Annotated in this window: 38 protein-coding genes and 3 pseudogenes; 16 read left to right on the top strand and 25 right to left on the bottom strand. The window is 45.7% G+C overall.

Features of this window, described 5'->3' with window-relative positions; all coding sequences use genetic code 11:
- The first annotated feature begins 234 nt into the window (after positions 1-234).
- The 3 genes from B9T16_RS06275 (at position 235) to B9T16_RS06265 (ending at position 2953) form a co-directional block, all read left to right on the top strand.
- Positions 235-1608, top strand: a complete 1374-nt coding sequence (locus tag B9T16_RS06275; RefSeq protein ID WP_006618663.1) for a serine hydrolase domain-containing protein — start codon at positions 235-237, stop codon at positions 1606-1608.
- A 139-nt stretch (positions 1609-1747) separates the two neighbouring features.
- The gene (locus tag B9T16_RS06270; protein ID WP_006618662.1) at positions 1748-2221 is read left to right on the top strand and encodes a sensor histidine kinase; all 474 of its coding nucleotides are present in this window, start codon (positions 1748-1750) and stop codon (positions 2219-2221) included.
- Positions 2222-2641: 420 nt separating this feature from the next.
- Positions 2642-2953 (top strand): hypothetical protein, encoded by a 312-nt coding sequence (locus tag B9T16_RS06265; RefSeq protein ID WP_014274177.1) that lies wholly within the window; start codon positions 2642-2644, stop codon positions 2951-2953.
- 417 nt (positions 2954-3370) lie between these two features.
- On the opposite strand, the gene B9T16_RS06260 is transcribed toward B9T16_RS06265, so the two are convergent.
- A complete protein-coding gene (locus B9T16_RS06260) occupies positions 3371-4075 on the bottom strand; it encodes a hypothetical protein (protein WP_006618659.1) in 705 nt (234 codons plus the stop codon).
- On the bottom strand, positions 4068-5261 hold the full coding sequence (locus B9T16_RS06255) for an AAA family ATPase (RefSeq protein ID WP_081471127.1): 1194 nt from the start codon (positions 5259-5261) through the stop codon (positions 4068-4070). The genes B9T16_RS06260 and B9T16_RS06255 overlap by 8 nt, the downstream gene beginning before the upstream one ends.
- 463 nt (positions 5262-5724) lie before the next feature.
- Between B9T16_RS06255 and B9T16_RS06250 the strand changes: the two genes are divergently transcribed.
- Positions 5725-5988, top strand: coding sequence for a hypothetical protein (locus tag B9T16_RS06250; protein WP_006618657.1), 264 nt, complete (start codon positions 5725-5727; stop codon positions 5986-5988).
- Positions 5985-6401 (top strand): type II toxin-antitoxin system VapC family toxin, encoded by a 417-nt coding sequence (locus tag B9T16_RS06245; RefSeq protein WP_006618656.1) that lies wholly within the window; start codon positions 5985-5987, stop codon positions 6399-6401. The genes B9T16_RS06250 and B9T16_RS06245 overlap by 4 nt, the downstream gene beginning before the upstream one ends.
- A 207-nt stretch (positions 6402-6608) precedes the next feature.
- Here the strand turns inward: B9T16_RS06245 and B9T16_RS06240 are convergent, their stop codons facing one another.
- From B9T16_RS06240 to B9T16_RS06215, 6 genes and pseudogenes are all read right to left on the bottom strand, one after another.
- A complete protein-coding gene (locus tag B9T16_RS06240) occupies positions 6609-6944 on the bottom strand; it encodes a type II toxin-antitoxin system VapC family toxin (protein ID WP_071941061.1) in 336 nt (111 codons plus the stop codon).
- Positions 6945-6984: 40 nt separating this feature from the next.
- A complete protein-coding gene (locus B9T16_RS06235; protein ID WP_006618654.1) occupies positions 6985-7206 on the bottom strand; it encodes a hypothetical protein in 222 nt (73 codons plus the stop codon).
- 466 nt (positions 7207-7672) lie between these two features.
- On the bottom strand, positions 7673-7918 hold the full coding sequence (locus B9T16_RS06230) for a DUF5615 family PIN-like protein (RefSeq protein ID WP_014274176.1): 246 nt from the start codon (positions 7916-7918) through the stop codon (positions 7673-7675).
- Positions 7919-8039: 121 nt separating this feature from the next.
- Positions 8040-8429, bottom strand: a pseudogene (locus B9T16_RS06225) (DUF433 domain-containing protein).
- On the bottom strand, positions 8419-8541 hold the full coding sequence (locus B9T16_RS06220; RefSeq protein WP_286131439.1) for a type II toxin-antitoxin system HicA family toxin: 123 nt from the start codon (positions 8539-8541) through the stop codon (positions 8419-8421). The pseudogene B9T16_RS06225 and the gene B9T16_RS06220 overlap by 11 nt, the downstream one beginning before the upstream one ends.
- 102 nt (positions 8542-8643) lie before the next feature.
- Positions 8644-8874: a type II toxin-antitoxin system HicB family antitoxin gene (locus B9T16_RS06215; RefSeq protein WP_006618651.1), complete on the bottom strand. Its 231-nt coding sequence runs from the start codon at positions 8872-8874 to the stop codon at positions 8644-8646.
- A gap of 84 nt (positions 8875-8958) precedes the next feature.
- Here B9T16_RS06215 and B9T16_RS06210 point away from each other — a divergent pair, with 84 nt between their 5' ends.
- The 4 genes from B9T16_RS06210 to B9T16_RS06195 all read left to right on the top strand — a co-directional run bounded on the left by B9T16_RS06210 (position 8959) and on the right by B9T16_RS06195 (position 10376).
- Positions 8959-9339 (top strand): type II toxin-antitoxin system RelE/ParE family toxin, encoded by a 381-nt coding sequence (locus B9T16_RS06210; protein WP_006618650.1) that lies wholly within the window; start codon positions 8959-8961, stop codon positions 9337-9339.
- On the top strand, positions 9336-9659 hold the full coding sequence (locus B9T16_RS06205; RefSeq protein WP_006618649.1) for a helix-turn-helix domain-containing protein: 324 nt from the start codon (positions 9336-9338) through the stop codon (positions 9657-9659). Before B9T16_RS06210 ends, B9T16_RS06205 begins: the two co-directional genes overlap by 4 nt.
- 292 nt (positions 9660-9951) lie before the next feature.
- Positions 9952-10152, top strand: coding sequence for a type II toxin-antitoxin system HigB family toxin (locus B9T16_RS06200; protein ID WP_231852070.1), 201 nt, complete (start codon positions 9952-9954; stop codon positions 10150-10152).
- A gap of 2 nt (positions 10153-10154) precedes the next feature.
- A complete protein-coding gene (locus B9T16_RS06195; protein ID WP_006618647.1) occupies positions 10155-10376 on the top strand; it encodes a hypothetical protein in 222 nt (73 codons plus the stop codon).
- A gap of 28 nt (positions 10377-10404) precedes the next feature.
- On the opposite strand, the gene B9T16_RS06190 is transcribed toward B9T16_RS06195, so the two are convergent.
- Genes B9T16_RS06190 through B9T16_RS06180 form a run of 3 tightly spaced genes read right to left on the bottom strand, consistent with a single transcriptional unit; the run spans position 10405 to position 11188 of the window.
- The gene (locus B9T16_RS06190; RefSeq protein WP_286131432.1) at positions 10405-10527 is read right to left on the bottom strand and encodes a hypothetical protein; all 123 of its coding nucleotides are present in this window, start codon (positions 10525-10527) and stop codon (positions 10405-10407) included.
- Positions 10520-10711: a hypothetical protein gene (locus tag B9T16_RS06185; RefSeq protein WP_006618646.1), complete on the bottom strand. Its 192-nt coding sequence runs from the start codon at positions 10709-10711 to the stop codon at positions 10520-10522. The genes B9T16_RS06190 and B9T16_RS06185 overlap by 8 nt, the downstream gene beginning before the upstream one ends.
- A gap of 3 nt (positions 10712-10714) precedes the next feature.
- Positions 10715-11188, bottom strand: a complete 474-nt coding sequence (locus B9T16_RS06180; RefSeq protein WP_006618645.1) for a type II toxin-antitoxin system VapC family toxin — start codon at positions 11186-11188, stop codon at positions 10715-10717.
- Positions 11189-11372: 184 nt separating this feature from the next.
- Between B9T16_RS06180 and B9T16_RS06175 the strand changes: the two are divergent.
- Positions 11373-11532, top strand: a pseudogene (locus tag B9T16_RS06175) (UPF0175 family protein); the annotation flags it as partial.
- Between the two features lie 51 nt (positions 11533-11583).
- Here the strand turns inward: B9T16_RS06175 and B9T16_RS06170 are convergent.
- Together B9T16_RS06170 and B9T16_RS06165 are read right to left on the bottom strand one after the other, a co-directional pair.
- A complete protein-coding gene (locus B9T16_RS06170; RefSeq protein ID WP_006618643.1) occupies positions 11584-12012 on the bottom strand; it encodes a type II toxin-antitoxin system VapC family toxin in 429 nt (142 codons plus the stop codon).
- Positions 12009-12224 carry a hypothetical protein gene (locus B9T16_RS06165; protein WP_006618642.1) on the bottom strand — a complete coding sequence of 72 codons (216 nt, stop codon included), beginning with the start codon at positions 12222-12224 and terminating at the stop codon, positions 12009-12011. The genes B9T16_RS06170 and B9T16_RS06165 overlap by 4 nt, the downstream gene beginning before the upstream one ends.
- 204 nt (positions 12225-12428) lie before the next feature.
- Here B9T16_RS06165 and B9T16_RS06160 point away from each other — a divergent pair, with 204 nt between their 5' ends.
- The gene (locus B9T16_RS06160; RefSeq protein ID WP_014274172.1) at positions 12429-12674 is read left to right on the top strand and encodes a UPF0175 family protein; all 246 of its coding nucleotides are present in this window, start codon (positions 12429-12431) and stop codon (positions 12672-12674) included.
- Entirely contained in the window at positions 12671-13165 is a 495-nt protein-coding gene (locus tag B9T16_RS06155) for a DUF3368 domain-containing protein (RefSeq protein WP_410244323.1), read from the top strand. Before B9T16_RS06160 ends, B9T16_RS06155 begins: the two co-directional genes overlap by 4 nt.
- Here the strand turns inward: B9T16_RS06155 and B9T16_RS06150 are convergent.
- The 4 genes from B9T16_RS06150 to B9T16_RS06135 all read right to left on the bottom strand — a co-directional run bounded on the left by B9T16_RS06150 (position 13085) and on the right by B9T16_RS06135 (position 14411).
- Positions 13085-13369 (bottom strand): IS1 family transposase, encoded by a 285-nt coding sequence (locus tag B9T16_RS06150; protein WP_071941059.1) that lies wholly within the window; start codon positions 13367-13369, stop codon positions 13085-13087. The two genes, B9T16_RS06155 and B9T16_RS06150, sit on opposite strands and share 81 nt — an antisense overlap.
- A 63-nt stretch (positions 13370-13432) precedes the next feature.
- The gene (locus B9T16_RS06145) at positions 13433-13984 is read right to left on the bottom strand and encodes a Uma2 family endonuclease (RefSeq protein WP_410244322.1); all 552 of its coding nucleotides are present in this window, start codon (positions 13982-13984) and stop codon (positions 13433-13435) included.
- A 17-nt stretch (positions 13985-14001) separates the two neighbouring features.
- On the bottom strand, positions 14002-14142 hold the full coding sequence (locus B9T16_RS06140; RefSeq protein WP_286131438.1) for a type II toxin-antitoxin system HicA family toxin: 141 nt from the start codon (positions 14140-14142) through the stop codon (positions 14002-14004).
- 62 nt (positions 14143-14204) lie between these two features.
- The gene (locus B9T16_RS06135; RefSeq protein ID WP_035737990.1) at positions 14205-14411 is read right to left on the bottom strand and encodes a type II toxin-antitoxin system HicB family antitoxin; all 207 of its coding nucleotides are present in this window, start codon (positions 14409-14411) and stop codon (positions 14205-14207) included.
- 326 nt (positions 14412-14737) lie between these two features.
- Here B9T16_RS06135 and B9T16_RS06130 point away from each other — a divergent pair, with 326 nt between their 5' ends.
- From B9T16_RS06130 to B9T16_RS06120, 3 genes are all read left to right on the top strand, one after another.
- Positions 14738-14968, top strand: a complete 231-nt coding sequence (locus B9T16_RS06130) for a DUF433 domain-containing protein (RefSeq protein ID WP_006619055.1) — start codon at positions 14738-14740, stop codon at positions 14966-14968.
- Positions 14969-14970: 2 nt separating this feature from the next.
- A complete protein-coding gene (locus tag B9T16_RS06125; protein WP_006619054.1) occupies positions 14971-15336 on the top strand; it encodes a DUF5615 family PIN-like protein in 366 nt (121 codons plus the stop codon).
- A 346-nt stretch (positions 15337-15682) separates the two neighbouring features.
- Complete coding sequence (locus tag B9T16_RS06120; protein WP_410244321.1) at positions 15683-17086, top strand: recombinase; 1404 nt, start codon at positions 15683-15685, stop codon at positions 17084-17086.
- Positions 17087-18016: 930 nt separating this feature from the next.
- Here the strand turns inward: B9T16_RS06120 and B9T16_RS06115 are convergent.
- From B9T16_RS06115 to B9T16_RS06100, 4 genes are all read right to left on the bottom strand, one after another.
- Entirely contained in the window at positions 18017-18151 is a 135-nt protein-coding gene (locus tag B9T16_RS06115) for a hypothetical protein (RefSeq protein ID WP_286131422.1), read from the bottom strand.
- Positions 18152-18838: 687 nt separating this feature from the next.
- Positions 18839-19663, bottom strand: a complete 825-nt coding sequence (locus tag B9T16_RS06110) for a SirB1 family protein (RefSeq protein ID WP_410244320.1) — start codon at positions 19661-19663, stop codon at positions 18839-18841.
- Between the two features lie 55 nt (positions 19664-19718).
- The gene (mutL, locus tag B9T16_RS06105; protein WP_014274059.1) at positions 19719-21434 is read right to left on the bottom strand and encodes a DNA mismatch repair endonuclease MutL; all 1716 of its coding nucleotides are present in this window, start codon (positions 21432-21434) and stop codon (positions 19719-19721) included.
- Positions 21435-21472: 38 nt separating this feature from the next.
- A complete protein-coding gene (locus B9T16_RS06100; protein WP_410244319.1) occupies positions 21473-21961 on the bottom strand; it encodes a hypothetical protein in 489 nt (162 codons plus the stop codon).
- A 21-nt stretch (positions 21962-21982) separates the two neighbouring features.
- On the opposite strand from B9T16_RS06100, the gene petN reads away from it, so the two are divergent.
- Positions 21983-22072: a cytochrome b6-f complex subunit PetN gene (gene petN / locus B9T16_RS06095; RefSeq protein ID WP_006615846.1), complete on the top strand. Its 90-nt coding sequence runs from the start codon at positions 21983-21985 to the stop codon at positions 22070-22072.
- 481 nt (positions 22073-22553) lie between these two features.
- On the opposite strand, the gene B9T16_RS06090 is transcribed toward petN, so the two are convergent.
- From B9T16_RS06090 to B9T16_RS06075, 4 genes and pseudogenes are all read right to left on the bottom strand, one after another.
- Complete coding sequence (locus tag B9T16_RS06090) at positions 22554-23579, bottom strand: ABC transporter substrate-binding protein (protein WP_410223285.1); 1026 nt, start codon at positions 23577-23579, stop codon at positions 22554-22556.
- Between the two features lie 113 nt (positions 23580-23692).
- Positions 23693-24952 carry an FAD-dependent hydroxylase gene (locus B9T16_RS06085; RefSeq protein ID WP_410244318.1) on the bottom strand — a complete coding sequence of 420 codons (1260 nt, stop codon included), beginning with the start codon at positions 24950-24952 and terminating at the stop codon, positions 23693-23695.
- Between the two features lie 258 nt (positions 24953-25210).
- The gene (gene lspA, locus B9T16_RS06080; RefSeq protein ID WP_006617877.1) at positions 25211-25687 is read right to left on the bottom strand and encodes a signal peptidase II; all 477 of its coding nucleotides are present in this window, start codon (positions 25685-25687) and stop codon (positions 25211-25213) included.
- Between the two features lie 15 nt (positions 25688-25702).
- A pseudogene (locus B9T16_RS06075) lies at positions 25703-25903 on the bottom strand (biotin transporter BioY); the annotation flags it as partial.

The following is a 25903-nucleotide window of genomic DNA, read 5'->3' as shown; positions in this document are numbered from 1 at the left end:
ATGAAACCCGGTTTCTAGTTGATATCTTGGTGAAGATACAGAAACCCTCACAGAAACCGGGTTTATTTGTTTCTGAGGCGATATGGCATCCGCCACCCGGAAGCGATCGCATCTTTGGGGACTGGCGGAAACCTCACAGAGCGATCGACTTATACGGACAAAATCGGATAAATTAAGGAATTACGCTTAACTAATAGTTAATTGACTTCCTCGTGTCAGGAAACTACTGGAAAGATGACCTTGAAACGATTGTTGCTAACCCTTTTTATGGGTGGCTGTTCCCTGTTGCTAACCTTAAACCTTTCAACCACGGCGATCGCAGATCGTCACCTTACCGATAACCAACACTCCTTTGCTGAAGCCATGACCTGGACTGCCGAAAACTCAGACCCCAAAACCCTAGGATGGATGCAGGGAGCGCCACCGCCTGCCGATAAAATCATCAGGTTTGACGACAGCAGCTATGCCCAATTTCCCCAGTGGCGCTGGACTGTGTGCAATTTCCAACAGTTGATGCCCACCAAAGCCGTTAGCCGTAGACTGTCACAGGTAGCTCCCCTAGAACCTGCTGAAATAAGGGGAATTGACCAGGTTACCTTTATGCCGTTGGGTTCCACTGAGCCCATGACCTGGAAAGAATCCCTGGCCGCGAATTTCACTGACGGTATGCTGGTCATGCACCATGGCAAGGTCGTCTACGAAAGCTATGCTGGCTGCCTAGACCCAGCTAAACGTCATGGAGCCATGTCTATGACCAAGTCCTTTGTTGCCACCCTAGGGGAAATCTTAGTATCTGAAGGGCAACTCGACGAAAACAAGCTGGTGGGAGAATACATCCCGGAACTTACCCAGAGCGCCTTTGGCGATGCCACAGTCCGCCAGGTGATGGATATGACCACTGGGCTCGTGTACCGGGAAGACTATGCCGATCCTGATTCGGAAATCTGGCAACACGCGGCCGCTGGCAATCCCCTGCCAAAACCAGCCGACTATACTGGCCCGAGAACTTATTTTGAATTTTTGCAAACCGTCCAAAAGCAGGGCAACCATGGGGTCAGCTTTGGCTATAAAACCATCAACACGGATGTTTTGGGTTGGTTAATCAGCCGCGTCACCGGAAAACCCGTGACCGAAGTGCTGTCGGAGAAAGTTTGGGGCAAACTGGGCGCTGATCTCGATGCCTACATATCTGTTGATTCTATTGGCACTCCCTTCGCCGGGGGTGGCATGAGTCTCGGACTTCGAGATCTGGCTCGCTTTGGGCAAATGATGCTGAATAATGGCAAAGTCGGCGATGAACAGATTGTACCTACAGAAGCTATTGAGAGTATCCGCAAAGGGGGCGATCGCCGCGCTTTTGCTGATGGCGGTCACGCCTTACTCGACGGGTGGAGTTATCGCAGTATGTGGTGGATTACCCACAATGACCACGGCGCATTCATGGCCAGAGGGGTATATGGTCAGGCTATTTATGTTGACCCTACGGCGGATATGGTCATTGCTCGGTTTGCCTCTTTCCCGGTTGCCAGCAATGCCAAACTTGACCCGACTTCTCTACCGGCCTACGAAGCATTAGCAAATTACCTCATGCAGGTTGACCCAAGCTAGTCAACTACTAAATTGGGGCGAAGTCTCTCAATTGTAGGTTGGGTGAAACCCAACATTAATCAGAGACAGTGGTGTTGGGTTTCGTAACTCCACCCAACCTACTCAACTCCTCTCTCGGCTTGAGCCGCGTCATCAAGATGTGCATTTAGAACTCATTGATCTGAGTGACTTGTTAGCGGCGATCGCCGAGCAGATTCAACCGTTGCAGATTCAACCGTTAGCCGATCTCCAGCAACTTCAGTTCTCAACTCACATCGTCCCCAATCTTCAGATTCAAGGTAGTCCAGACCATCTGATTCGTCTGTTTCTGAATCTGTTGGACAATGCGGTGAAATATACTTCCGCTCAGGGCGAGGTCAATTTAACCGCAGTGGTTCAAGAACATTGTATTGAGATCAGGGTGGGTGATACCGGAATAGGTATCTCGCCAGAGCATTTGCCCCATCTATTTGAGCGCTTTTATCGAGTAGACAAGTCACGTTCTCGCACAATGGGGGGTACGGGGTTAGGACTGGCGATCGCCCAGGAAATTGTCCACCGCCACCAAGGGGCGATCGCAGTCCAGAGCCAACTTGGTCATGGCACAACCTTTACAGTCACCTTTCCCAACTAAAACCCTAGTCAGATGGGCTAAGGGAACTCCAACAAATAAAACCGCCAAAAACCCCACAGGCTCAAGCCTGGGGCTACACGGACAAAGCCTGTCCTGCGCGGGCTCAGGACAGGCCTGCGCGGAGTCAGAGTGTTTTGTTAGGTGCGATCGCATCGGATATGGATGATTTATTTGTGGGAATACCCTAAGACAAAAGAATCACGGCAGAGCGAAGCCCCAGACATGGCATCGTAAGAGCTTTCTTACCCTTTTCTTACGGTTCTCTTACGATTCAAGTACAATAAGTTTAGTTCACCGAAACAGGCTGAACCGGCTGGAACGGTTATTTGCTTTCAGGTGTTGCCCTCAAGCAACGCCGTCAGGAAGGAATGGCGTTTGATGTTCAACCCTAACCAACATAAAAAATGGAGGATGATCACAATGAAATTATGGAAAGCGGCATTGATAACGTTAAGTGGTTTGATCGCTGTCAGTGTGATATCCAATGCTCACGCGCAACAAGACAATTCTTTTACCGGAACAGTGGAGAGGGTGTGGGAAGATGGCTTTCGGTTGAATACAGGCGATCGCTCCGTCCGGGTTGATGCCTGGGAGCTTTGTGGGGACTCTACAGCAAGCCATATCAGTGTAGAGGATCAACTGACGGTCACAGGTGAATTTGAGTTGGGTGAATTTGATGCCTTTTCCATCACCCGTCCTGATGACACAGCGGTTTGCTCCCAGGAAAAGTGATGTGCGGTTGAAATGTGGCAGGTTGATTCGCCGATGGAGGGGAGCAATTTCCCAGAGGGGAATTAAACCAGCCGACTGGAGGAGCAATTGCCCTTCATCGGTCCGGAGAACATCGGCGAAAGCCTCCCCGATGGGGACGCGACGATTATCCCGGGGATAGATTAGTGTAATCGTTTAGGTGAGGGGATAGCGACCCGTTATCTGAAAAAATCGGAGACTTAATTGGGGCGATCAATAGTCAAATGGAACCTCATCATCAAGTTCATTCAACTGATTTTGCCGAACAGATTGATAAGAAAAACAGGGTTTCTGACTGACCGAATGTAGGGGTTTTGCCTGATCACCCTTTTCAGGCGATCGCATTGTTTCCCTACAAATACACCTTGACAGATCTAGAGAAAAAGCACCAAGCCCCTACTACAGGGAACGGACTACAGTTAATACAGTCTGCTCAAAATTGGCGGCAAGGGTACAAAGTCCTTTGACTTTTGTCCAATGCTGGGTAATGTGTGGCGCATGGGCTTGGTAATCTCGCTTGTTTTTCTTGATGCGCTTTCCCTTGGGTAGGTTTGCCAGTCTATTCTCTAGGTTGACATCGCACTCGCCCTTGGCTAGGAGGGTATGCCCTGGAGCGAGTACCGCTGCGGCTAACCAAGTGCCGGAGGACTGGGCAGGCAGGCAAAACAGTGTCCGATCGCCTGGTGTAGCTTGTCCTAACCAGCTTTGAATCACGCTCATTAGAGCAGCCACCGTATCGGCTACGGGAGGACAGGTCTCAGAGCAGGGGAGAGTTCCCCAGTTGTTCTGCTGCGCTAGTTCTGTCACCCCTGCTCCACAGTTGTCATATTGAAAAGTCGATACATCCACATCTACATGAATGATCAGCAAGTCAAAGCCACTCAAAGTGGGGTCAGTATCCAGTGAGCCATTATACCTCTGTTGCGCCGCGTGACACCATTTCAGCACACCGCCCCAACCGCCTCCCATTTGTGGTTGAGTCGCTTCCGGTTGCAGGAGCGTGATGATAAATGGATGGGGTAACACGGCTTTGAGGGCAGCTTGAATCACTTCAAAATCCGTTGGCCCTTCGGCTACTAGGGCAATTTTTAACGGATCAGACATTGGGTAGCGCTCCTAGATGCCCCATGACCCAGAGGCGTGATAGGGGATATTGCTGGTTCAGTTGAGTGAGTTCAGGGGTGAGTGTGAGGCGACGGATACAGGTTTGACCGTTGCTATTGCGCTCTACCACAAATAGGCGCACCTCAGAATCAAGTAAATTCAGACCATCAAGGGCGGCGGGATTATGGGCGGTAAACAGGAGTTGGCGATCGCTCTCATTATCCTGAAGCCAGCCCGAAAGACGGGAAATCAGCCGTGCCAGCAGCCGGGGATTCAGGGCTTGATCCAGATTGTCGATCGCCAGCAGTCGGGGAGCTTGGGGTAAGAGGCACAGCACCGCCGCCAAAATGACATAAAGTGAGCCTTCGCTGGCATCGTAGGCGGTGAGTTCATTGCGGCTTTGGTTCATAAAGCGATCGCTGAATTTCAGGAGGAGCTTAGTCCGAGGCACCTTGGGTGAGAGCAGATTCGTTCCATAGCTGGTGGTTTGGATATCAGCCACCCAGTCAATCAACTCTAGCACTTGCTCGAGAATCTCCTCACCCTCTTCCCCTCTACCCTCTAAATGTTGGCGCAGGGTGGCAAACCCTTCGGCGAGTAGTCCACCGCTCACACCCAGGGGGAGGCGCGATTGTTGGTCCGGGACAATGCCACGCAGAGTGGGAGTGTTAGGGCAGTAAATGGCAAATTCCTGGAGGCGCTGCATCAGTTGAGCCGCCGGATTCTTGGGGTCTATATCCACCAACTGCAAGGCAGCCAAACCAGCTTTGGGGTTGAGGTTTTTCTTGTTGCGAATTCCATCAGAAAGGATTTCCTCATAGCCGTCACTGAGGACTTCGGTTTTATACGACCAAGCGGGTTCCGGGGAATCCAGGGGGTTAAGCAAAGAAACGCGATACGCTTCGTTACCCGAGCCGGTGACCTCAATGGCAATATGGGCAGGAGTGCGATCGCTCGCAAAGGAGCTTTTATACAGCCTGGGTAAGCCCGCCCGCACCCCACGACGCAGCAGGCTTTCATCATCAACCACCCCATTGGCTGCGGCTCCTAAGACTCCCAGGGCTTCTAGGAGGTTACTTTTGCCCGATCCATTAGCACCGATGAAGCAATTCACTCTGCCGAGTTCTAGGGTGGCGGAGTAAATGGACTTGAAGCCTCGGATTTTCACCTCGCGGATCATCGTCATAGTATGTTATTCCATCCTCCCCAATGGGGCAGTAACCCCTACTTCACTGGTTAAAATAAAACTATTATGCCACGGGAGACGCCATGATGATTGGTGGTTAATTGAGTTTGAGGAAGTAGGAGCATTTTTCTGAATTTCAAGAGGAGGGTGTTCCCCAAAAACTATTAGTTACAACGTTTTATTTCTCATCTTTATGCTCAGGCGATCGCTTTTACTTGTGCCGAGAAACCCGGTTTCTAGGGAAATATTAGTAAAGATGCAGAATCCCTAAAAGAAACCCGGTTTCTGAGTCTCAGGCGATATGGTATCCGCAACTAGCAGCGATCGCTCCCCAGGCTGCTAATATTTAAGGCTATGTAGGGTGTGTTAACCTCTCCCACAAATGATGGGAATAACCCAAATCTGCCGTGACACATTAACATTGAGCGGTGTTAACATAGGAGCAAGCAAACTGAGTCAAATTATGTCATCACATACCATTACCCTATCTGAACACACTTACCAAGCTCTTTTAGCCGTTGCCGAAAAACAAGGTTTAACTCCTGAAAATTGGATTTTGTCTCAACTTGATCTGCCCCAGTCTGAAGCCGAACCTTTATCTGAAAAAATCGGCGATTTAATTGGGGCTATTGATAGTCAAGCTGAACCATTACATCAGTTTCAGTCAACTGATTTTGGCGAACAGATTGCCACAAAATTATCTAAACAAGGACTGCAACGACCATGATTTTAGTTGACACTGGTCCTCTCATTGCTCTGATTGACAAAGGTCAGGGAGAAGCCCATGTTAAATGCGGCGTTCAAACTTACAAAACACTGACGGGTTCTCTTTTAACAACCTGGCCTTGTTTTACGGAAGCGATGTACTTCTTATCAGAATTGCGAGGTTGGTCAGCACAGGCAATTTTATGGGAGTTTATCAATAGAAAAGCCTTGGATATTCATACAGCAAATGAAGCAGAATGTCAACGGATGAAAGTTTTGATGGAAAAATATCAAGATATCCCGATGGATTTAGCAGATGCTTCTCTGGTGGCTGTGGCAGAAAGTCAAAAAATTAAGCGAATCTTTACATTAGATAGTGATTTTTATGTTGATCGACTATATGATAAAGAGGCTTTTGAAGTTATCCCAAACTAAGAGACTCTGACAGAAGCTTTCTGAGTGTAGGTAATATATCCGCAAGGCGCGATCGCTCTTACTTATGCAGAGAAACCGGGTTTCTAGTCAAATCTTAGTCAAGATATAGAAACCCTGAAAGTAACCCGGTTTCTGAGTCTCAGGCGCGATCGCTCCCCCGGCTGCTAAAAAGAGGTACTAGAGTTTGAGTAACGCTCGAAATCCTGCTTATTGAAAATGAGCATCAGCGGTTAGTGCGTCCGTTATCCCTCGATTTTGCATTACAATAAATGACACACAATCTACTAACCCCCATTCTTGATCAGGGCGTTGTTTAAACAACCGAAAAGCCGCCAAATATAAGTCTTTAGTTAAAGGGATAATTTTAACATTCGCATCGCTTTCTAGGGATTCCAAGAGTTGAATGGCTGCCCTTCTATATTTTGATTTAGACAAGGCATTCCCAATTTCCAATAAAATAGCATCAGTCGTTACTAGCCCGGTTTGATGAGTTTCTAGTTGAGTGGCTAATTCAACGGCTTTACCATGATGTTGGTCTGTAATGGAAGATTAAGCAATGGCAAAAGAGGTATCTAAGAAGACTTCATTCATGGTCAGCCAGATACTGGTCAATATTCTCGGACCAATCTGGAGCGCCTTGTAACTTTAAGGACTGGGCTGTTTGTAGAAAGGTCTTGGGGGTGTATTTAGGGGGCGATAGGGTTTCTACGGTAATTTTCACTCTTGTTCCTACTTCTAGGTTTAAGGGCGACTCTAATTTCAAGGATTGACCATCAAATATGGCAGTGATTTCTTGACTGTTCATGGTTATATTGCCTGGAAAAGTAGGGTTGAGAGTTTCGGTTTACAGCGATTGTACCTCGGAAACCGATTTTTGGGCAAAATCTCTGTGGGGATGCAGAAACTCCGGTAGAAGCCTGGTTAGAGTAAGTGATATGGCATCTGTCACCCTGGGCGATCGCTCTCAACTTTGTAGGTTGGGTGAAACGCAGTGAAACCCAACAGCAGTTAAAGATGGTGGTGTTGGGGTTGGTTTCAGACCCCTAACTACTACTCTATGAGGATGTTTTGATGGCGGTGGATGAGTCGATTACTTAATGATGTGGCGATCGCTTTTACTTATGCAGAGAAACCTTCTAGCAAAATCTTGGTGAGGATGCAGAAACCCTGAAATAAACCCGGTTTCTGAGTCTATGCAGCGGCAAATATTCTCAGTCCTTAGCATTTGCAGATCCTTTCAGCCCGCTATAAGAGAATTGTTAGACATGACTTCATCGAATTGGCAGCTTACGAATACGCACAGAATCATCATTAATTGTCACCGCCGCACCTTCTGTCAGTTCTGTTTTCACATTCGGTAAAACATCTAGGAGTTTTTGTGTAACCAAATCGGGTTTTACAGAAGACAACCGTAATGTTATCAAACTGGGCAGTCCATAATTGCTGAGAGCTACCAGCATGGAAAAATCTAGGTCTTGGGTTAAAACAACCCTACCTTGTACTCTCGCAAGTTCCAAAATCTCCGCATCACCAGCAGTCGCAGGTAATAAATCTGTAGTGCGTAATCGTAGCCCTGTGCCTTTAAATCCGCAACTGTCAAAGGAGAAATATGAACGTCGGCAATTAAACGCAGAGGACTCATACTGAAGTCAAGCTAACAATCCGATCGGATACCGCCCAGGCTGCATAATTGAGAGCCTGACGAATGTCTTCTTCCTCCAACTCTGGATACGAGTCTAAAATTTGTTAAACCGATAACTGACTAGCGAGTAGCTTCAGGACAAATTCTACCGTAAGCAGCATTCCCCGGATTGTTGGTTGTCCAAGGCACACCGCTGGGTTGATGATAATACGATCTAGTTCGGCGATCGCCATAAGACTCCTTGAAGTATCCTGACTTTTCTCCATTATGACATAAGGGCGATCGCTCTGTACCCAGAAACCTTCTAGGGAAATCTTGGTAAAGATGCAGAATCCCTGAAATAAACCCGGTTTCTGCGTGCCATTCGCGTTTTTTTCACAAGTCATCCTCTGTGAGATTGGCGATTTTCATTAATGCCTTTAAAGTGCCAATTTTTAAGTCCTGATTACTATGAACCGGAATAGAGAGAATTTTTTGTTCTTGGGGATTCTCGTAAATCTAGTGGCTTCCGGTAATTCTCTGTAAAATCCAGCCTTTCTTCTCCACAATTTTGATTTTTTTTCGAGTAGGGGCGAAGCATGACCGCAGATATGCGATTAATTAAAAACAGTAATTTATTACGGTCATGCTTCGCGCTTCCACAATTTCGTCTGTTGCCTCTGTTTTCTTCAAGTTATTATTAGCAAGACTCAGCCACCCTTCAACGGCGTCTTGTAAATTATGCGTAACCTCTTCCCAGGTATCGCCTTCGGTAATGCAACCGGGAAGGGCTGGAACTTCTGCCCAATAACCCCCTTCTTCGGCTGGATGAATAATGGCTTTAATTTTCATAAACTTAGCTTAATAAATTCCTTAAGTTCAGTCTAGCAGGATTCAGGGATTGACATGATGTGCCAAAACTAGCATAATTGAAGCATGAGTGAATTACTAAAACCAGTTGAGTGGGTTGGCAGTTCTCTTGAGGATTTAAAGGAGTTCCCGGAGGAGGTTCGGCAAGGTGTTGGTTATGCGCTATATCTAGCTCAATGCGGTGAAAAGCACCCGTCTGCGAAACCACTCAAAGGCTTTAATGGGGCTGGGGTGCTTGAAGTTGTCGAAGATTTTGACGGAGACACTTATCGAGCGGTTTATACTTTCAAGTTAGCTGGTGTGGTCTATGTCCTACACGCTTTTCAGAAGAAGTCAAAAAAAGCAATTGCAACGCCTAAGCAGGATATTGAGCTAATCGAGGCAAGGCTTAAACGTGCCAAAGAACATTACGAGCGAAAATTACATCAATCAGTAGGAAAAATATGAATGAACCCATTAAAGTACAAGCAGGCAGTGGCAATGTCTTCGCAGATTTAGAGTTAGAAAATTCTGATGAATTACTGGTCAAGGCAGAACTTGCCCGGAGAATTAGTGGTATTATCGCCGACCAAAATATGACTCAAACTGAGGCGGCAGAAATGTTAGGAATTGACCAGCCTAAAGTGTCGGCATTAGTGAATGGGAAGCTATCGGGGTTTTCCACTACTCGGTTGTTTCGTTTTTTAAATGCGTTGGGTCGGGATGTGGAAATCGTAGTCAAACCGAAGTCTTTCAGACAAGCTGAAACACGAGTGGTGGCGTTGTAATGGAAGTAATAGAAGATTAAAGGCGATCGCTTTTACTTATGCAGAGAAACCTTCTAGCAAAATCTTGGTGAGGATGCAGAAACCCTGAAATAAACCCGGTTTCTGAGTCTATGCGATCGCCTTTTTCGTTCTTTGGCGAGGGAATTTAAGGAGGGCAGACATTCACACCAATGATATAATTAGGTAATATCCCGAAGTTTCATTATGCACGTTATCACACGCAAACGACGAAGATGAATTTGCAGCCAAGTACCCGGACACAGAAAGCGCATTGGCCCGTTGGTATCAACTGGTGAAATCAGGAAAATTTAATTCCTTTGTTGAACTTCGTAGCGAGTTTCCCAGTGCTGACCAAGTTGATAATCTCACAGTGTTTAATATTGGTGGGAACAAAGTCCGGTTAATAGCCGCAATTCACTATAATCGACAAAAACTTTATATTCGGGCAGTTTTGACCCATGCAGAGTATGATCAAGGAAAATGGAGAGAGTAAAAATGTTGAGCATTGATGAAACTCAAAAATTGTGGCAGCCCCTAGCAACTAAATTAGTCATTCCCCGCGATGAAGCTAGTTATCAATATTTGGTTGACTGGCTCGATCAATTAATTGATGAGGTGGGAGAAAATGAAGCCCATCCCTTGGCTTCACTGATGGATATTCTCGGTGTTTTAATTGAACAATATGAAACCGATCGGGTTCCTGAACTTCAAGACTGATGGTTTCATTTCTGGTAATCGATCGCGCTTACTTTTGCCGAGAAACCGGGTTTATAGTTAAATCTTGGTAAAAATGCAGAATCACTAAAAGAAACCCGGTTTCTGAGTCTCGGCTAAGTTGATTTGTGGCTGGGTTTCTTTGTTTATCCACCCAAATATCCTCCACTCCAACGGGTTTTTACACCGGGTTGGCGCGATAACGTAACAACTTCTCTGCCGCTTTCTGCTTGCTTTTTGCGGAGGTCTTCAAAAATGGCATTTAAATCGTAGTTGAAAGACTTGGCATATGCTTCGCGAATTTGGTGGATTTCTTCGACAATTTCATCTTTCCACATAGACTAATCTCCCATGAGTTCGTTTGGCGTACAGAGAACAGGCAAAACATAGCCATAATCGAGACTAATTTCGGCGAGTTTTCCTTGAATCTGGGCATTGGCGATATGCTTGCAGTTCCATGTTAACAAATAATCCATGCCGTGAACAGTGGCGGCAGCGATGTGGATCGCGTCTATCTTGGCTTTAGGGGGCAAATTGCTTTGGGCTAAAAATTGTGCTGCCAAACCTTCTACCGCTTGATTCAAAGCCAGCAAAGGAAAATCCCTTAAAATCTCTAATCGTTGGGCGGCGATCGCTGGATCTCCTTGTGCCACTTCGTCTAAAATGGCTTCTGATGTATAGAGAGTGAAAGCATTCCGGCGTAGTTCCCACCAGTCCCTTGTAATCTCCATGTTGGCAGCGATAATCAAGTTTTTGGTCGATCTAGCGGTGAGATACCCTAAAATACTGGTTTCGATGTAAACAGTTTCATTCATATAGATAAAAGTCAAGTCACTCTATTTTATGCTCAGGCGATCGGGTTGTGCCGAGAAACCGGGTTTTTAGGGAAATCTTCGTAAAGATGCAGAATCCCATCAGAGAAACCCGGTTTCTGTATTCCGCGTCGCTCCCCCGGCTGGTAAGATTTAAGCAGGAGATTTCAGCCTAGGAGAGTTACCCATGAGTTTAGTAATTTCCGATGACCTAGTAAAGGCGAGTGGCTTTTTATGAAAATGAGCTATTGTTGGAAATTGTGCTGATGTTGTTTCAGCAAGATCAAATCAGTTTGGGGAAAGCCAGTGAGTTATTGGGGCTACATCGGATGCAGTTTCAAAATCTCTGTTAGGATAGAGAATCCCTAAAAGAACCCAGGTTTCTGCTTTCCCCCACTTCAAATTGTCCAATCTTCTATTGCTAATCCTGTCACTTTGCTAAAGTCTCGATGATTACGGGTTAACAAAATCAGTTCCCGAGAAAGTGCGATCGCTGCAATTCTCGCATCCATCTGAGCCAGTTGAATCCGTTGGGAGTTCAACTGTTCTAAGGTTTGGGCTGCGATCGCATCAAAAGAGAGAAGGGGTAATCGCTGAAAATCAGCTACTAGCCTTACCATTATCTCATAGCCCTTAACCAATTCATTGGGATAACGAGCGCGGTTAATATAGGCATGACAGCCCAGCATTTGTTCCTGAATTGTGATAATTGAAATGGCAAAATCAGAGAGGGGATATTGAGCCATTCGTGCCATCAGATTGTGATAATCTGCCCCAGATTGACGTTGAAGAATGCTTAGGTGATCTGTATCTAATAAATATCTCATTCCATTTCTGGTGCGTTTAATACAGACTCATCGCCTCGGCGAATGGCTTCCCCTAATGCGAGGATCTCTTCAAAAGCTGGTTCATCCTTAAAAGAACCGCTAATTTGCTCTAACCAGTTGCTCGATTTCGGAGGGGCAATCTGTTGTTGAATTTGAGTAATGGCTGCTTCCACTGCTGCCATGCGTTCTTCTAGTGAAGTGTGGGTTGTCATGGATTTCAAAAAGTGGGTAGGGTTGCATTTCTATTGTATCGCAAGGCTTGAAGTGCAGAAAAACCTTCTGACCCTCTGTGACCATATAGAAATCCATCAGAGAAGGTTTCTGAGTCTAGCCGAGATGGCATCCGCAATTGGAGGGCGATCGCTCCCCCGGCTGCTAAGATTTAAGCAGGAGATTTCAGCTTAGGAGAGTTTACTATGAGTTTAGTGATTTCCGATGACCTAGTAAAGGCCAGTGGCTTTTCTGAAAATGAGCTATTGTTGGAAATTGTGCTGATGTTGTTTCAGCAAGATAAAATCAGTTTAGGCAAAGCCAGTGAGTTAGTGGGTCTGCATCGGATGCAGTTTCAAAAACTGATTTCTGAGCGTGGTATTTGCGTCCATTATGATAGTGATGAGTTTCAGGAAGACCTCAAAACCTTAGAGGAAACGGAGTGGCCATGATTGTTGTCAGCAACACTTCACCCATTTCCAATTTAGCAAAGGTCGAGCAACTTAGCCTAATGCCTCAGCTTTATGGTAGAGTTTTAATTCCCTGTGCGGTGCATGAGGAATTATTGGATCCCAGGGCGGGGGAAACTGTGATTACAGCAGTGCGATCGGCAACTTGGCTGGATATTCAATCCGTACAAAATCAAAGGTTAGTTAATGATTTAAAAACCCGTGTCAATGTGGGAGAGGCTGAAGCCATTGCACTGGCGATCGAAATGAAAGCAGCCCGCTTAATTATTGATGAACGGTTGGGTAGACAAACTGCCAGAGAGTTTGGGGTAAAGATTACTGGAGTTTTAGGAATTCTTCTCTTAGCAAAGCGCCAAAAAATAATTACGCAAGTTCAGCCTATTATGGATAGTTTAATGCAACAAGCAAATTTCCGCATTAGTAGCCAACTGTATGCAGATGTTTTGATGGCTGCGGATGAGTTGGTCACTTAACAATGTGGTGATTCCTTTTACATCTGATAGAGAATCGTTAGCTACCAGTTCCGGGGCGGTGCGTAAGCGTGCCATCGGTGTGCCGGTGCGCTCATTGAACCGTTTGCCACAATTACGACACTTGTAGCGCTGTTGGCGTTGGCCGCTACGGATGGCGCTGCCGTTTTTCACGGTCTGTTCACTCTGGCAATGGGGACATTTCATCGATTATACCTCATGCATTGCCACCCTTCTAAACGATCACCTTCTAAGACACCAGTGCCGGCACTAAGGAAACAGCGATCGCACCTCTAGGATACAGTCTGGGAAGGCTAGGGGGGCGATCGCGCCACCGTTGAGAACTTGGCGATCGCGGTAATGTGTTGGACTCGGTTGGCGATCGCGTTCGAGTTGTCGTTCCTTGAGGTTGATAATCCAGTATTCGGCGATGCCTTCAGCGGCGTAGAGAGGGGCTTTGACGGTGCGATCAAATGCTAGAGTGGGGCGGGATATTTCGATGAGCCAGAAAATATCATCGGCGCTGGGATGGCGATCGATGTAGCGTTCCCAGGTTCCGGTGACAATGGCGATGTCGGGTTCGGGTTCCGACTGACTTAGGGTAATCGGTGCGGGGGGACGCACTAGGGCGCGATCGCCAAGCATCTGACTGAGGCGAGTGACGAGAGACCCCCAGCTATAGGTGTGATCGGCGGATTCAGGAGCCATTTCCAGGATTTCTCCGGCTTCGACACGCCGTTGGGCGAGGATGCCGGTGTTGACGATTTGGTGGTAATCCTCGATTGACCACTGTAGGGGACGTTTTAGGGGGGTGGCTGGCATGGGCGATCGCGCTTTTTTTACAAGTCATTCTCTGTGAGATTGACTATTTTTATCAATGCTTTTAACGTGCCGATTTTTAAGTCCTGATTACGGTGGATAGGAATAGAGATGATTTTGGGTTCTTGGGGATTTTTGTAAATATGGTGACTTCCGGTAATTCGTTCTAAAATCTAGCCCTTCTTTTCCACAATTTCACAAAGTTGTTTTCCGGAAATGGACTTCATACAGCAATTTCGACGATTTTGTCGGTTGGCTCTATATTTTTCGGGCTATTATTTGCAACACTCAGCCAACCTTCAACAGCGTCTTTTAAGTTCTGCGTCACCTCTTCCAAGGTATCGCCTTCAGTAATGCAACCCCGCAAGGCTGGGACTTCGGCCCAATACCCCCCTTCTTCTGCGGGATGAATAATGGCGTTAATTTTCATACACTTCGCTTTATCACGTTTTTAAGTTGAGTATAGCAGGATTACAGGTGACAGTCTGGGAAGGCTAGGGGGGCGATCGCGGCTTAATCACGCCAAGTCAATCCATTTATTCTGAGTAAATATACTCATCTCGTAACTGAGATTCAGCCAATTTCATAGATTGAAATTCGCCGATTACAATATCCCATAACCATGGCTGGGGTAGTTTTGTTCCCCAGACAGTAATGGGGGCGACTTCGACTAGGCTTAGATATCGCTCTCGTCACCGCTGAATTTTATGCTAGAATAGGGTAATTTATACTTAACAATTTGCTGGAGATAAAGCCATGATTGATTGGCAAAAACAAATTGAGAGAAACCCCAATATTTGTCATGGAAAACCTTGTATTAAAGGGACTAGGATTATGGTTTCGGTCATTCTGGATAACCTGGCTGAGGGATTGACATTAGCAGAAATTGTTGAGGACTATCCACCGTTAACTTTAGAAAATGTCCGCTCGGCGATCGCTTATGCTGCGGCATTAGCAAGAGAAGAAGAACTGTCGCCAACGCGATAATAATGATCTTAGTAAAATTAGACGAGAATCTTAGTATTACCCATGCGGAGTTTCTCCGAAATCAAGGTTACGATTGCGATCGAGTGACTGATGAAGGATTGTCTGGTGAAGACGACGAAGTTGTATGGCAGCAAGCTTGTACTGAGGGACGCTTTTTTATTACTCTCGACTTAGATTTTTCTGATGTCCGACGTTTTCCACCCGGAACTCATCCGGGAATTTTACTGTTGCGTTCTCGCTGTGGAAGTCGTCAGGCAGTGCTTGATGTTTTGCAGCGGGTTGTTCGGGACTATCCACTCGCGACTTTACAGGGTTGTCTAGTGGTGGCAGATGAAAGACAAACCCGAATTCGTCGTCCGTCTGTTTGAGGCTGATTTTAGGCAAATAAGAAAGCGATAAGCCCAAAGAGGAGAGCTTCCGCTTACTGCATTAAAACCAACAGCCAGAAACCGGGTTTCTCTGAAAAATCTCTGCCATTCCACCAAAATTATCATCCGATTCCCGGTTTCTTTTTCGCAGGGAAAGAGGCGATCGCCTATCTGGAAATAAAATAGCGATCGCCTTGTCTCAGAAACCGGGGACTTAGAAACCGGGTTTCTTTTTGTGCTGCCACAGTAGGGGCGGGTTTAAAACCCGCTATAAAGCCTATAACCCCTATTCTACCGTTACTTTAGTGCACTCAAAAGCGATCGCATTATTAGGAGTTAGTGCAAAATGAGTGCAAGTACAAACAGTACACATAGTGGTACATATCAAGGCTTTGAGGATATTCTTGAGTTTTTCAACCTATCCCGCAAACAATGTCCCAAAGGTGTCAGGATTAAACGTAACCGGGGGACAATCCAACTAGATATCACCACTGACCCAGAAACCGGGGGACGTAAACAAAGGGGGTGTAATTGTCAATTKACCTCAGAGGGTATCCGTAAGGCTGTTGATAAGGCCTGGTTAGTTCATAAATCCCTTGACGGACAATTTCAGTCGGTGTCTGAATGGCTCGACTGGTACAAGGCTACTATCCTTGATGAAAACAAAACTCCCCTAGAGAATGACTTAATCACTTATCGCCAAGTRTTCAAAGAGATGGAGGATGATTACTTTAACGGAGTTCACAAAAACACTAAGCGCAAACGTTCCCGTGATATAGCTAGTGACAGAGCCTCTTTTAAGCGCTGTTTCTTAGATGTATTTAACAAAGTTACAAACTGGGATAGTTACGTTACCTGGGAGGGTATAAAAGAAACCTTGTATACTCCATTGCCAGACGGTAGCAGCCCGGTAGGACATAAGGATTTTAAGGACCGATATTACAAGTTAAGGCAGGTAGCGGAACGGGCTGGCTGCAAAAAAGCACTGGACAAGCTAGAAAAAATTGACCCTACCCAAACAGTATTTGCTGAATCCCAAAGTATAGACTTGGATACCTTGTTAAGTTTACTAGACAAAGAACGCAACGCTGATTATCGTTCTGTCACAGACAATAACGCTCGTGATGGTTGGTGTTGGGTTAGTGCAATGTGTACTTTATATGGGTTAAGACCGTCTGAAGTAGCAGCAGGTCAAAATTTAACTAAGCCAGTTAAGATTGATGGCATTACCTTCCCAGCCATATCTGACCCTACCAACATTGAGTTAGTGTTAGTGATTGGAGAATTTACCTATTTTGGGGGTTCTACTAAGACAGGCTGGCGGTTAGCTATCCCAATGTCAAAAGACAAGACTCTGATTAACCGCTTAGGGATTCATAACGTCTACTTACCTGTTACTAAGTCTAAAAACCCTGGTATGTTTAACGATAATCACCGTAAATGGTTATCACAACATAATTGGGGATTTACTCAAGCTTATGCTTTCCGTCATCTTGGTAACCAACTGGGAGAGATGAATGGGATACCACAGGAAATCAGAGCGCGTTCGTTTGGTCACTCGGTAACGGTTAATGACAGCAAGTACAAAAAACGTCGCAACCTTGCCACAGAGTTAGGTATCCTGACGCGGCATCAAAGGCAACCATTGCCGTTAGACATGGGGAAACAAGTCCTGATTAATATCGGCATTAATCCAGACCTACCAGAGGTTAAGGCAATTATCAGAGCTCTTTACCAGCTTGATGATTAATCCCCAATAAACCCACAACACAATACCCTCTAGGCTAAATACCTAGGGGGTTTTCCTTTTGCACTAACTCCTAATAATGCGATCGCTTTTGAGTGCACTAGAGTAACGGTAGAATAGGGGTTGTAGGCTTTATAGTGGGTTCAATACCCACCCTCTCCGATTAACTTAAACCCTTATCATTATTGCGATAGGAGGAAATTAACTAACCCGTTAGTCGTACCGTTACATTCAATATGCACTCCATTCAGTCTTAGCACACGGGACGATTAGTGCATATCCCTTAGTAACAAATCTTAATTATTGACGGGTTAATCAATAAGCACAACTTAATCAATCTGTCAAATGCCTACTATCTCCCCCTAACCAAACACCGATAGGGTACTTCCCTTGTGATAATAGCAGTCAATGGCAAGCCTATCGGTTCGTTCCTCACCATTGACTGCTATCACATCGTTCGTTTCCCCAATAGTGCTTGTTTCGGTTAGGGGGAGGGTATGGCTTAAATTTCAAAACCCATAGGGGTAGTCAGATTATTAGTGAAATATTGAGGAGCCTACTCACTACCAACAAAATGCGATCGCATAATCTAACTATCATCTACCAGAACCAACCCGATACCCCTAAACAACTTTTCAACTGGTAACTTGTTTCGTCATCTCTCGCTGATACCTACATAATCCTAGGGAATTGCCTTACCATCGAAACCGATACCTACATACCGCTAGACAAGTCTCCAATTTTTGGTGGTAATCATCCCAGTGCGGAACCCAGTACCCCTAATAAATTGGAGACTTGTCTAGCGGTATGTAGGTATCGGTTTCGATGGGGAATCAATTCTCTAGGATTATGTAGGTATCAGCGAGAGATGACGAAACAAGTTACCAGTTGAAAAGTTGTTTGGGGGTATCGCTTCAGTATGTCATAGCCAGGTTAGTCGTGATTATGCGATCGCATTTTGTTGGTAGTGAGTAGGCTCCTCAATATTTCACCAATAATCTGACTCCCACAGGGAACCAGGTAGGCGGTCTGATATCTTTGTACATTGATAGGGGTATCGTTGTACATTGATAACCTAGTGGGTTCCCCCTACGGCTACCTACGGCTATCGTGTTGACTTTGAGCCATAGATAAATCCCACTGCGATCGCACTCATACCTTTCTATGGTTAGCACTGGTAGCTTTAGGCAATATCCTGCAAAATTGAACCCATACCCTCCCCCTAACCGAAACAAGCACTATTGGGGAAACGAACGATGTGATAGCAGTCAATGGTGAGGAACGAACCGATAGGCTTGCCATTGACTGCTATCACGAGAGAGTTACCCTGTCTGTGTTTGGTTGGGGGGAGATAGTAGGCATTTGACAGATTGATTAAGTTGTGCTTGTTGACTGAGTAATCAACCTGTTGACAGAATTATTTTCCTGTGCTAGGACTAGATTGTGAGTAATATCTGAGTAACTCAATAGGATATAGGGGTTGAGTAATAACCCGCTATCGCTGTCAGGATAAGGGTTTATAGTTAACACATTGTGGCGATTGCAATCCGCCTAGTGATTGTCACTACTAAAAAGCGACTTAGCCGATTTGGCGGTCAGGAGGATCGGCTTCCCCCCAGAAGAGGTCAATTTATCAATCAGCCTACCCTTTGACCGTGGGACACACGGCTGTAAGTTCAGGTTGATAACCCTATCTGTTTTATAGGTTTACTAGACAGGTTGAATGGTTCCCCAAATCCTTACTAATTAAACGATTCAGGTATCCAAGTCCATTCTATCTAGTAACTGCTGAATTATACCAGCATCCTGAGCAGTTGGAAGGTGGTTAAGATAATCTTCTAAGTCACAGCGAGCCTCTGACCAGCGATACAGTTGATAGTAAACCAGACCGCGATCGCGCCTTTCTTTAATATCATCAGGAGACAAGATCACAATCCTCTCCACTACCTTCAGCGCCTCCTCAAATTCCCCAACATTCATATAAATTGCCTTCAGATTTTGCAGCATCCGCCTTAAAAATTGCCGTGGTGCGATCGCATTGAGAAATTCAGGCCGTAATGTTACAGGCTGTCCATAAATTTCCGACAATCTCAGCTCACAGTCCTGGGGAAATAGGACTTCTCCCCATCCAAACGCATCAACATAAATCCCCGCATCTTCAAATTCTGGCTTAATCAGAAAATGTCCCGGCATCCCAATTCCCACCATCGGAAATTCAATGCGTTTCGCTATCTCTAAATACACCAAGGACATAGTAATCGGAATACCAGTCCGACGGTCTATCACCTGATTTAAAAAGCTATTTTTCGGGTCATAGTATTCAGTCCGATTCCCCCGAAATCCCAACTCATCATAAAGGTAATGATTAATCGCCTTAATTATCCGCATTGGATAAGCTGGCTTTTCAAGTTTCCCCAACACATCCGCCGCCATCCTATCTAACTGTTGCAGATATTCTAAAGGGTTAAAATAGGGTTGATGTTCTCGGGCAATATATAGGGCAGCCTTAGCCAAATCTATTTGATTTTCTGTCTGGCTAACCTCCTCATAAAACTGCTGTCTTGGTTCCGCAAAATTCATGCTGATATATTCACTAGGTTTTCATCGATAATTACTCAGGGTAATTATCCCCGTATCATATCCCATGGCTTTTGCCAATCACCCAACTGCGGCGGAAAAATCGGGCTAGGGAAGATTCCTCTAAACTTAGGAAAATCGGGCGACCGTGGGGACAAGTCCGGGGGGAACGGGTACTCACCCATTGATCTAATAGGGTCTGCATTTCCGTTAAACTTAGGGATGTGCCGTTGCGAATGGCACTGCGGCAAGCCGTGGCTACTTGGGCGGCCTGTAAATCTCCACCCAAACTGAGTTCAATCAGCGCTTCTTGACAGTCTTGGCGCAGGGCGAGAATTTCTGGGGCGCTTCGGATAGCCCAGAGTCCATCGCCAAAGGGGTCAACTTCCAAATTGAGGCGGGTTAGTTGTTCTAGTTGCGCCTCGGACAAATTGGCGACGATGATCGGAGTTGACAGGGGTATCACTTGCCAACGCCTGCATAATTGTTCGTAAATTACCCTTTCATGGGCAATGTGTTGTTCTACTAACCACAGACCCTCTGGGTGTTCTGCCACAATATAGGTGTTGTGAATTTGACCGATCGCTTTTAGTTTCGGAACATCAACTCTCTGGGGGTTTTCCGCTGATTCTAGGGGGGTCGGGCGGGTTCGGTATGAGGCAGTATCTTCCGAGACGCGCAACAGCTTCTCGATGGGATTAACCCCCGCTGAGAGACTTTCTGGGTTCAGCTTGAGAGTCTGATCAATGGCTAGGTGTATTTGCTCTTGCCAGTGGTTGAGATAATGTAAATAAATCTCGGCTTTGCTAGGATGGCGATTCCAGTCAATTAAGGCCGGGTCGATATGCAGATGCACAAAACAAACCGGATAGCGATCGCGCCCACAGGTACGCGCAAAAGCCGATAATATGGTAGGCTCCAATTCCGGCGATCGCACCATACGACCATTAACTCCTATCTTAACCCAATCCTTGCGCCGACGTGAAGCGCGATCGGGCAAGCCTATCACCACCTCTAACCATGATTTCGACAAGAATTTATGGCACTCTTCCACCTGTTGGGGTGGGTCTACATCCATTTTCAAATATTGCAGATCCCCCACCCTTACACCCCTAATAAATTCAGGTAGCATCTGTTGGGTCGTCACTGCTGGCCCAAACCGTAGCCAGGGGCGATCGTTTTGGTGAATTTGCCATGTCACCTGGGGATGACACAGAGCTATCTGTTGTAACATCAGTTGCGCCGCCCGCAATTGTTGGGTCGCAGTCGGTCCGGCGGTGCGGCGCGATGACCAGTTAGCAAACAGATTACTAACCTTTACCACAGTACCAGGTGCGATCGCCACAGTTTCCACCATTTCCGCCTCTCCCTGATGGTTATAAACTACCCGCCATCCTGAACTTGGGGACGAGGACAAACCACCGCGACTGAGAATCTCCAAATCCGACAGTTGCGCGATGCTGTGCAGAGCTTCTCCCCGAAACCCTAAACTGCTAATCTTTAACAAATCCCTCGCTGTGGCAATTTTACTGGTACTATGAGCCATGGCAGCCCGTTTCAGGTTGACTAAATCCATACCCTCGCCATTATCTGCCACCTGAATTCGCCACTGTTGTGGCCATAGGGAAACTGATATTCGCGTCGCTTTCGCATCAATGGCATTTTCTACCAATTCCCGCACCACCGCCGCCACTGAGTCTATAACTTCTCCTGCGGCTATCAGGTCAACGACATCTTCCGATAGGGTTTCAATGGAGTTCACAGTTAGCAACATCAGGATTTATAGTTCTTTAACCTCTAAGGACTTCTGATTCAGTTGTCCGATAACTCCCCCTCCGACGAAAAATATTTAACCCAACCCCGTCGCATCGCTACATCTAGGATAATTCCCGCCACCGCAAACATAACTAAATTTTCTCCTACCCAGATGGCCATTTGGGGCAAAGGTTGGGGCGCTATATCCCATATAGCCAACCCCCGGACCAGAGCGAAAGCAAACACCACCCCTAGTTTCAGTTGGGGGTTATTATCCCGGCGGACGGTGTAGCGATAAGTAACACCGAAGAGAAAGCCACTAATTATGGCGATCGCTCCCTTGACGATTAAATGCACATCTAGGGCGATCGTCTCTCCTAGGATACCACTAACGGTCAACTCTATCATTAGGGCGATCGTCCCTACAGAAACACCCGCCCAAATACCCGCCACTAGGGACTGTATGCGTTCAGCCGGACTAAAGTTAGAAGATGGATGCGACTGGATCAATTTCAGGATATGATAGCCTCTGAAGTCAATTTTCATCTGGTTTTGTGAAATACTACTATGGATATTCTGTCATTAGGTTGGGTTGGATTGTTAGTCGTCTTTACTTTCTCCATTTCCATGGTTGTCTGGGGTCGTAACGGCTTTTAGGCTATCCAGCATCACCAAAAACGAGGGTAAATTATCCTTTTCGCCCTCACTCAACAGTAGGGGCGAAACATTTTTTTCCCCTACAAGTTATTGAGCCATTAATTCCCTGGTCACATAGGGCGGGTTTATTAATAGCCCAACCCGGAGGGCGGGTTTATTAATATTGTCGTTGGGAGAGTCGGTCACACCAGAACCCGGAGGGCGGGTTTATTAATATTGTCGTTGGGAGGCKAGGTCACACCAGAACCCGGAGGGCGGGTTTATTAATATTGTCGTTGGGAGGCGAGGTCACACCAGAACCCGGAGGGCGGGTTTATTAATATTGTCGTTGGGAGAGTCGGTCACACCAGAACCCGGAGGGCGGGTTTATTAATATTGTCGTTGGGAGAGTCGGTCACACCAGAACCCGGAGGGCGGGTTTATTAATATTGTCGTTGGGAGGCGAGGTCACACCAGAACCCGCCCCTACAATTATTAATTATTAATTGATAAATCTATCATCTACTGAATTAGAGAATAATGGCACATCATTTATGATACCATACTTCTCGAATTTGGTAGCCATACTTTGCCAGCGATCGCCATCTATTTTTCCTAGGTCATTATCTGTAATCCCCGCAGTTACATAATTAGCCACCTGTTTCAGAGACGCTATTTGATAATCTAAATCATCATACTCTCCCCCGGTTTCTGCATAATTACTCACAATAATTTCCGCCGCCTTTTCCACATCATCCAAAGCCAGCCGCCAACCCGCAAATGTCACCTCTAAAAATGTATGCACTATTTCCGGGTGATACTGTAATAGTTTATTATGGGCAAAAATCACCTGAACATAGGCATCATAACCATAATCACTAAACTTCATGGTATTAGGTGTAATTCCCGTTTTAGCAGCAAATCCAATCGGTTCATCTACAATATAACATTGCACAGCATCCACATCACCCCTCAGTAGCAGATCATGTTTTTTCTCTCCTGAAACTAGGATAACTTCGATTTCATCGGACCCAATGTTATTATGACCCATAACCATTTGCATAATCGAGTAACTTTCCCCCTGCATCGCTACCCGTTTTCCAATTAAATCCTGTAGGTCATAAATCTGACTATTTGGCATCGACATTAACCCCAAAGGGGAATTTTGGAACATCGTAGCTATAGCTTTTATAGGTTTACCCGCAATTTGGGCATTCATAATAATATCCTGTTCACCACAACCAATCATCGCCGGATTTTCAGCTACTTGATTAGTCACAATCATCGCAGTTTCTCCCGGTAGAATTTCTACCGCCAAACCACTGCTTTTATAGAGATTATAATAATCAGCCAGCAACACCCCAGCAAATTGGGCGTTATATTTCCAGTCTAACTGCATAATAATTTGATGGGCGTGTGTAACTAACTCATTAGCAGCCACAGCAGCCGGACTTCTCAGCTTATCTAGCAGTAAAGACCCCCCCAGAAAAGCAGAAGTTTTGAAAAAATGGCGGCGATTGATGATCATGGTCTAAATTACTTATATATAGCGATCGCATTTAAGATACTCCCCCCTTGGGAAAACATCAACCCCTCAGCATCACCCCCCACCCCATAATTGATAACTCCCTATTGACTTAATTACTTACACTCAGTAATTTGGGGCGCGCGTCCAAATAATCCCGTCATTATTCGTAAAGACAAATAACGCAAAGGTCGGATTTTTTTTAAGCCCCACAGTCCCCAACGACGCAAGATAACTTGAGGTCGCCAATTCCCCGAAAACATCCGATCCAGAAAATCCGTAAACCCCAAAATTAGCAGGTTTTCTCCCCGCCGCCATTTCTGATATCGGTTCAGAGTTTTTAGGTCGCCACTATCTTCACCCGCTTGATAAGCCTTTTTCACAATTTCGGCGATCGCACCAGCATCACGAATCCCCATATTTAACCCTTGACCTCCCACCGGGTGACAACAATGGGCTGCATCTCCCACTAAAGCTAATCTATGATTAACATAGCGATCGCTTTGCATTAATTGCACTGGAAACACTATGCGATCGCTCAATAATTCCAACCGCCCCAAAACTCCACCCGTCCGATATTCTAGCAACTCCAAAAACTCCCCTTTATCCATTTTTTGCCACTCATGGGCTTGGCTATGGGGCGCAGTTAACACCACTTGACAGCGATTCCCCGGTAGCGGTAAAACTCCCATCGGTCCGCTTGACCAGAATTTTTCAAACGCTACATTATTATGATGTTTTTCCGTTTGAATCGTAAACGCTATACAGGACTGCCAATATTTCCAGCCTTTCGTATTGATTCCACAGGCTTCACGTAAGGGAGATTTTGCACCATCAGCCGCCATAACTAGCCGCGCTTTAATAGTCTTAACTTCTTCCCCAGTTTCTACCTCGATTTCCGCGCGATCGCTATAATAACTTACTTGTTTGACTCTCCCTGGACACCACCAATGCACCTCCGCGCAATCTTCCAGAAACCTTTGCATTGCTGTTAGGATAACCGAATGTTCCCCCACATATCCTAACGCCTCAGTCCCTAAGTCCGTCGTTTCAAAATTAATCACATTTGGATGATCGTTATCACTCAGACTAATTTGATAAAATGTCGTGATTTTTGGTAGAATATCTCCCCATACCCCGATCTGATCTAAAATTCGCCCCGTTTGTAACGTTAAAGCATAGGCTTGGCGACGACTCGCGGCGATCGCTTTTGGTTGAGGTTCAATTAGTGCTATTCTTAGCCCGGAATTTTTTAGGCTACACGCTACTGTCGCCCCCACAATACCACCACCCACAATCGCTATATCATAGTCTCCCTCACCCTTCACCGATTCTGCTATTATCGATTCTGCTGCTAACAATTCACTTACTCCCATTGGCCCGATATTACACTCAATGCTCCACTTTTATCTATCATACATACTATATTGTTAAGTTTTGTAACAAAAAATTAAGAAATGTTAAAAATTTTTGCTTTTTGGGGAGGGGGGTTGCTTTTGGCGCTGACTTGCGCTATACTTTTATCATAATGGGATGGTCGAAATTTTTTTATTTTTGGCAATTTCTTATTATTAAAAATATGTCAATATTATAACAGAAACCGCCCGCCCATGTCAACCCCTTTACCAGAAAAATTATGGGTGAGAATGGGGCTTAAAAGCAGCGATCAGCAAACAGATAATGCCGACATTAATAGAAATATCAGCCACATTAAAAACAGGAAATTGAATCAGGCGGAAATCGAAGAAATCGACCACATGACCAGAAACAAAGCGATCGATACCGTTACCCAAAGCGCCGCCAAGAATCAAACCATATCCCCACTGTTCCCAGGAAATAAACCGAGGGCCAAACCAAGCCCAAAGCATTAATCCCAGACTAACCAGCAGAGACAGCCAACGCAGCCAATAAACACCGCCATTGCTAAACAAACTAAAAGCCGCCCCAGTATTAACCACATAGGTAATATGAAAAATACCCGGTAAAATGGGGACAGTTTGGGGAGGGGTAGTCAACTCAAAAGTCTGCACCACCCAAAACTTAGTCAAATGGTCTATCACCAAACTGATAGTGGCAGCTATCCAAAAAGTCGAGTTTTTTTTAAATCCCATGGAGGATAATTTTAATTAATAAAACATTAGCCCCCGGAGGACATAGGATATAACAGTTACCGCACAAGCCACAGCCAACTGACCACCGAGGGGAGTAATAGAATAGCTGTGAATAGCTATCATTAGTGGAATCATGCGATCGCCAACATTATTCATCAAATGAGTAGCAACCAGATAAAGTATCCCCACCAAGTGAATAGAAATCAATCCACACAG

The sequence above is a fragment of the Arthrospira sp. PCC 8006 genome, assembly GCF_046480465.1.
GTDB lineage: Bacteria > Cyanobacteriota > Cyanobacteriia > Cyanobacteriales > Microcoleaceae > Limnospira > Limnospira platensis.
The sequence above is the reverse complement of the archived record's forward strand: the minus strand, read 5'-3'. Positions and strand labels throughout refer to the sequence as shown.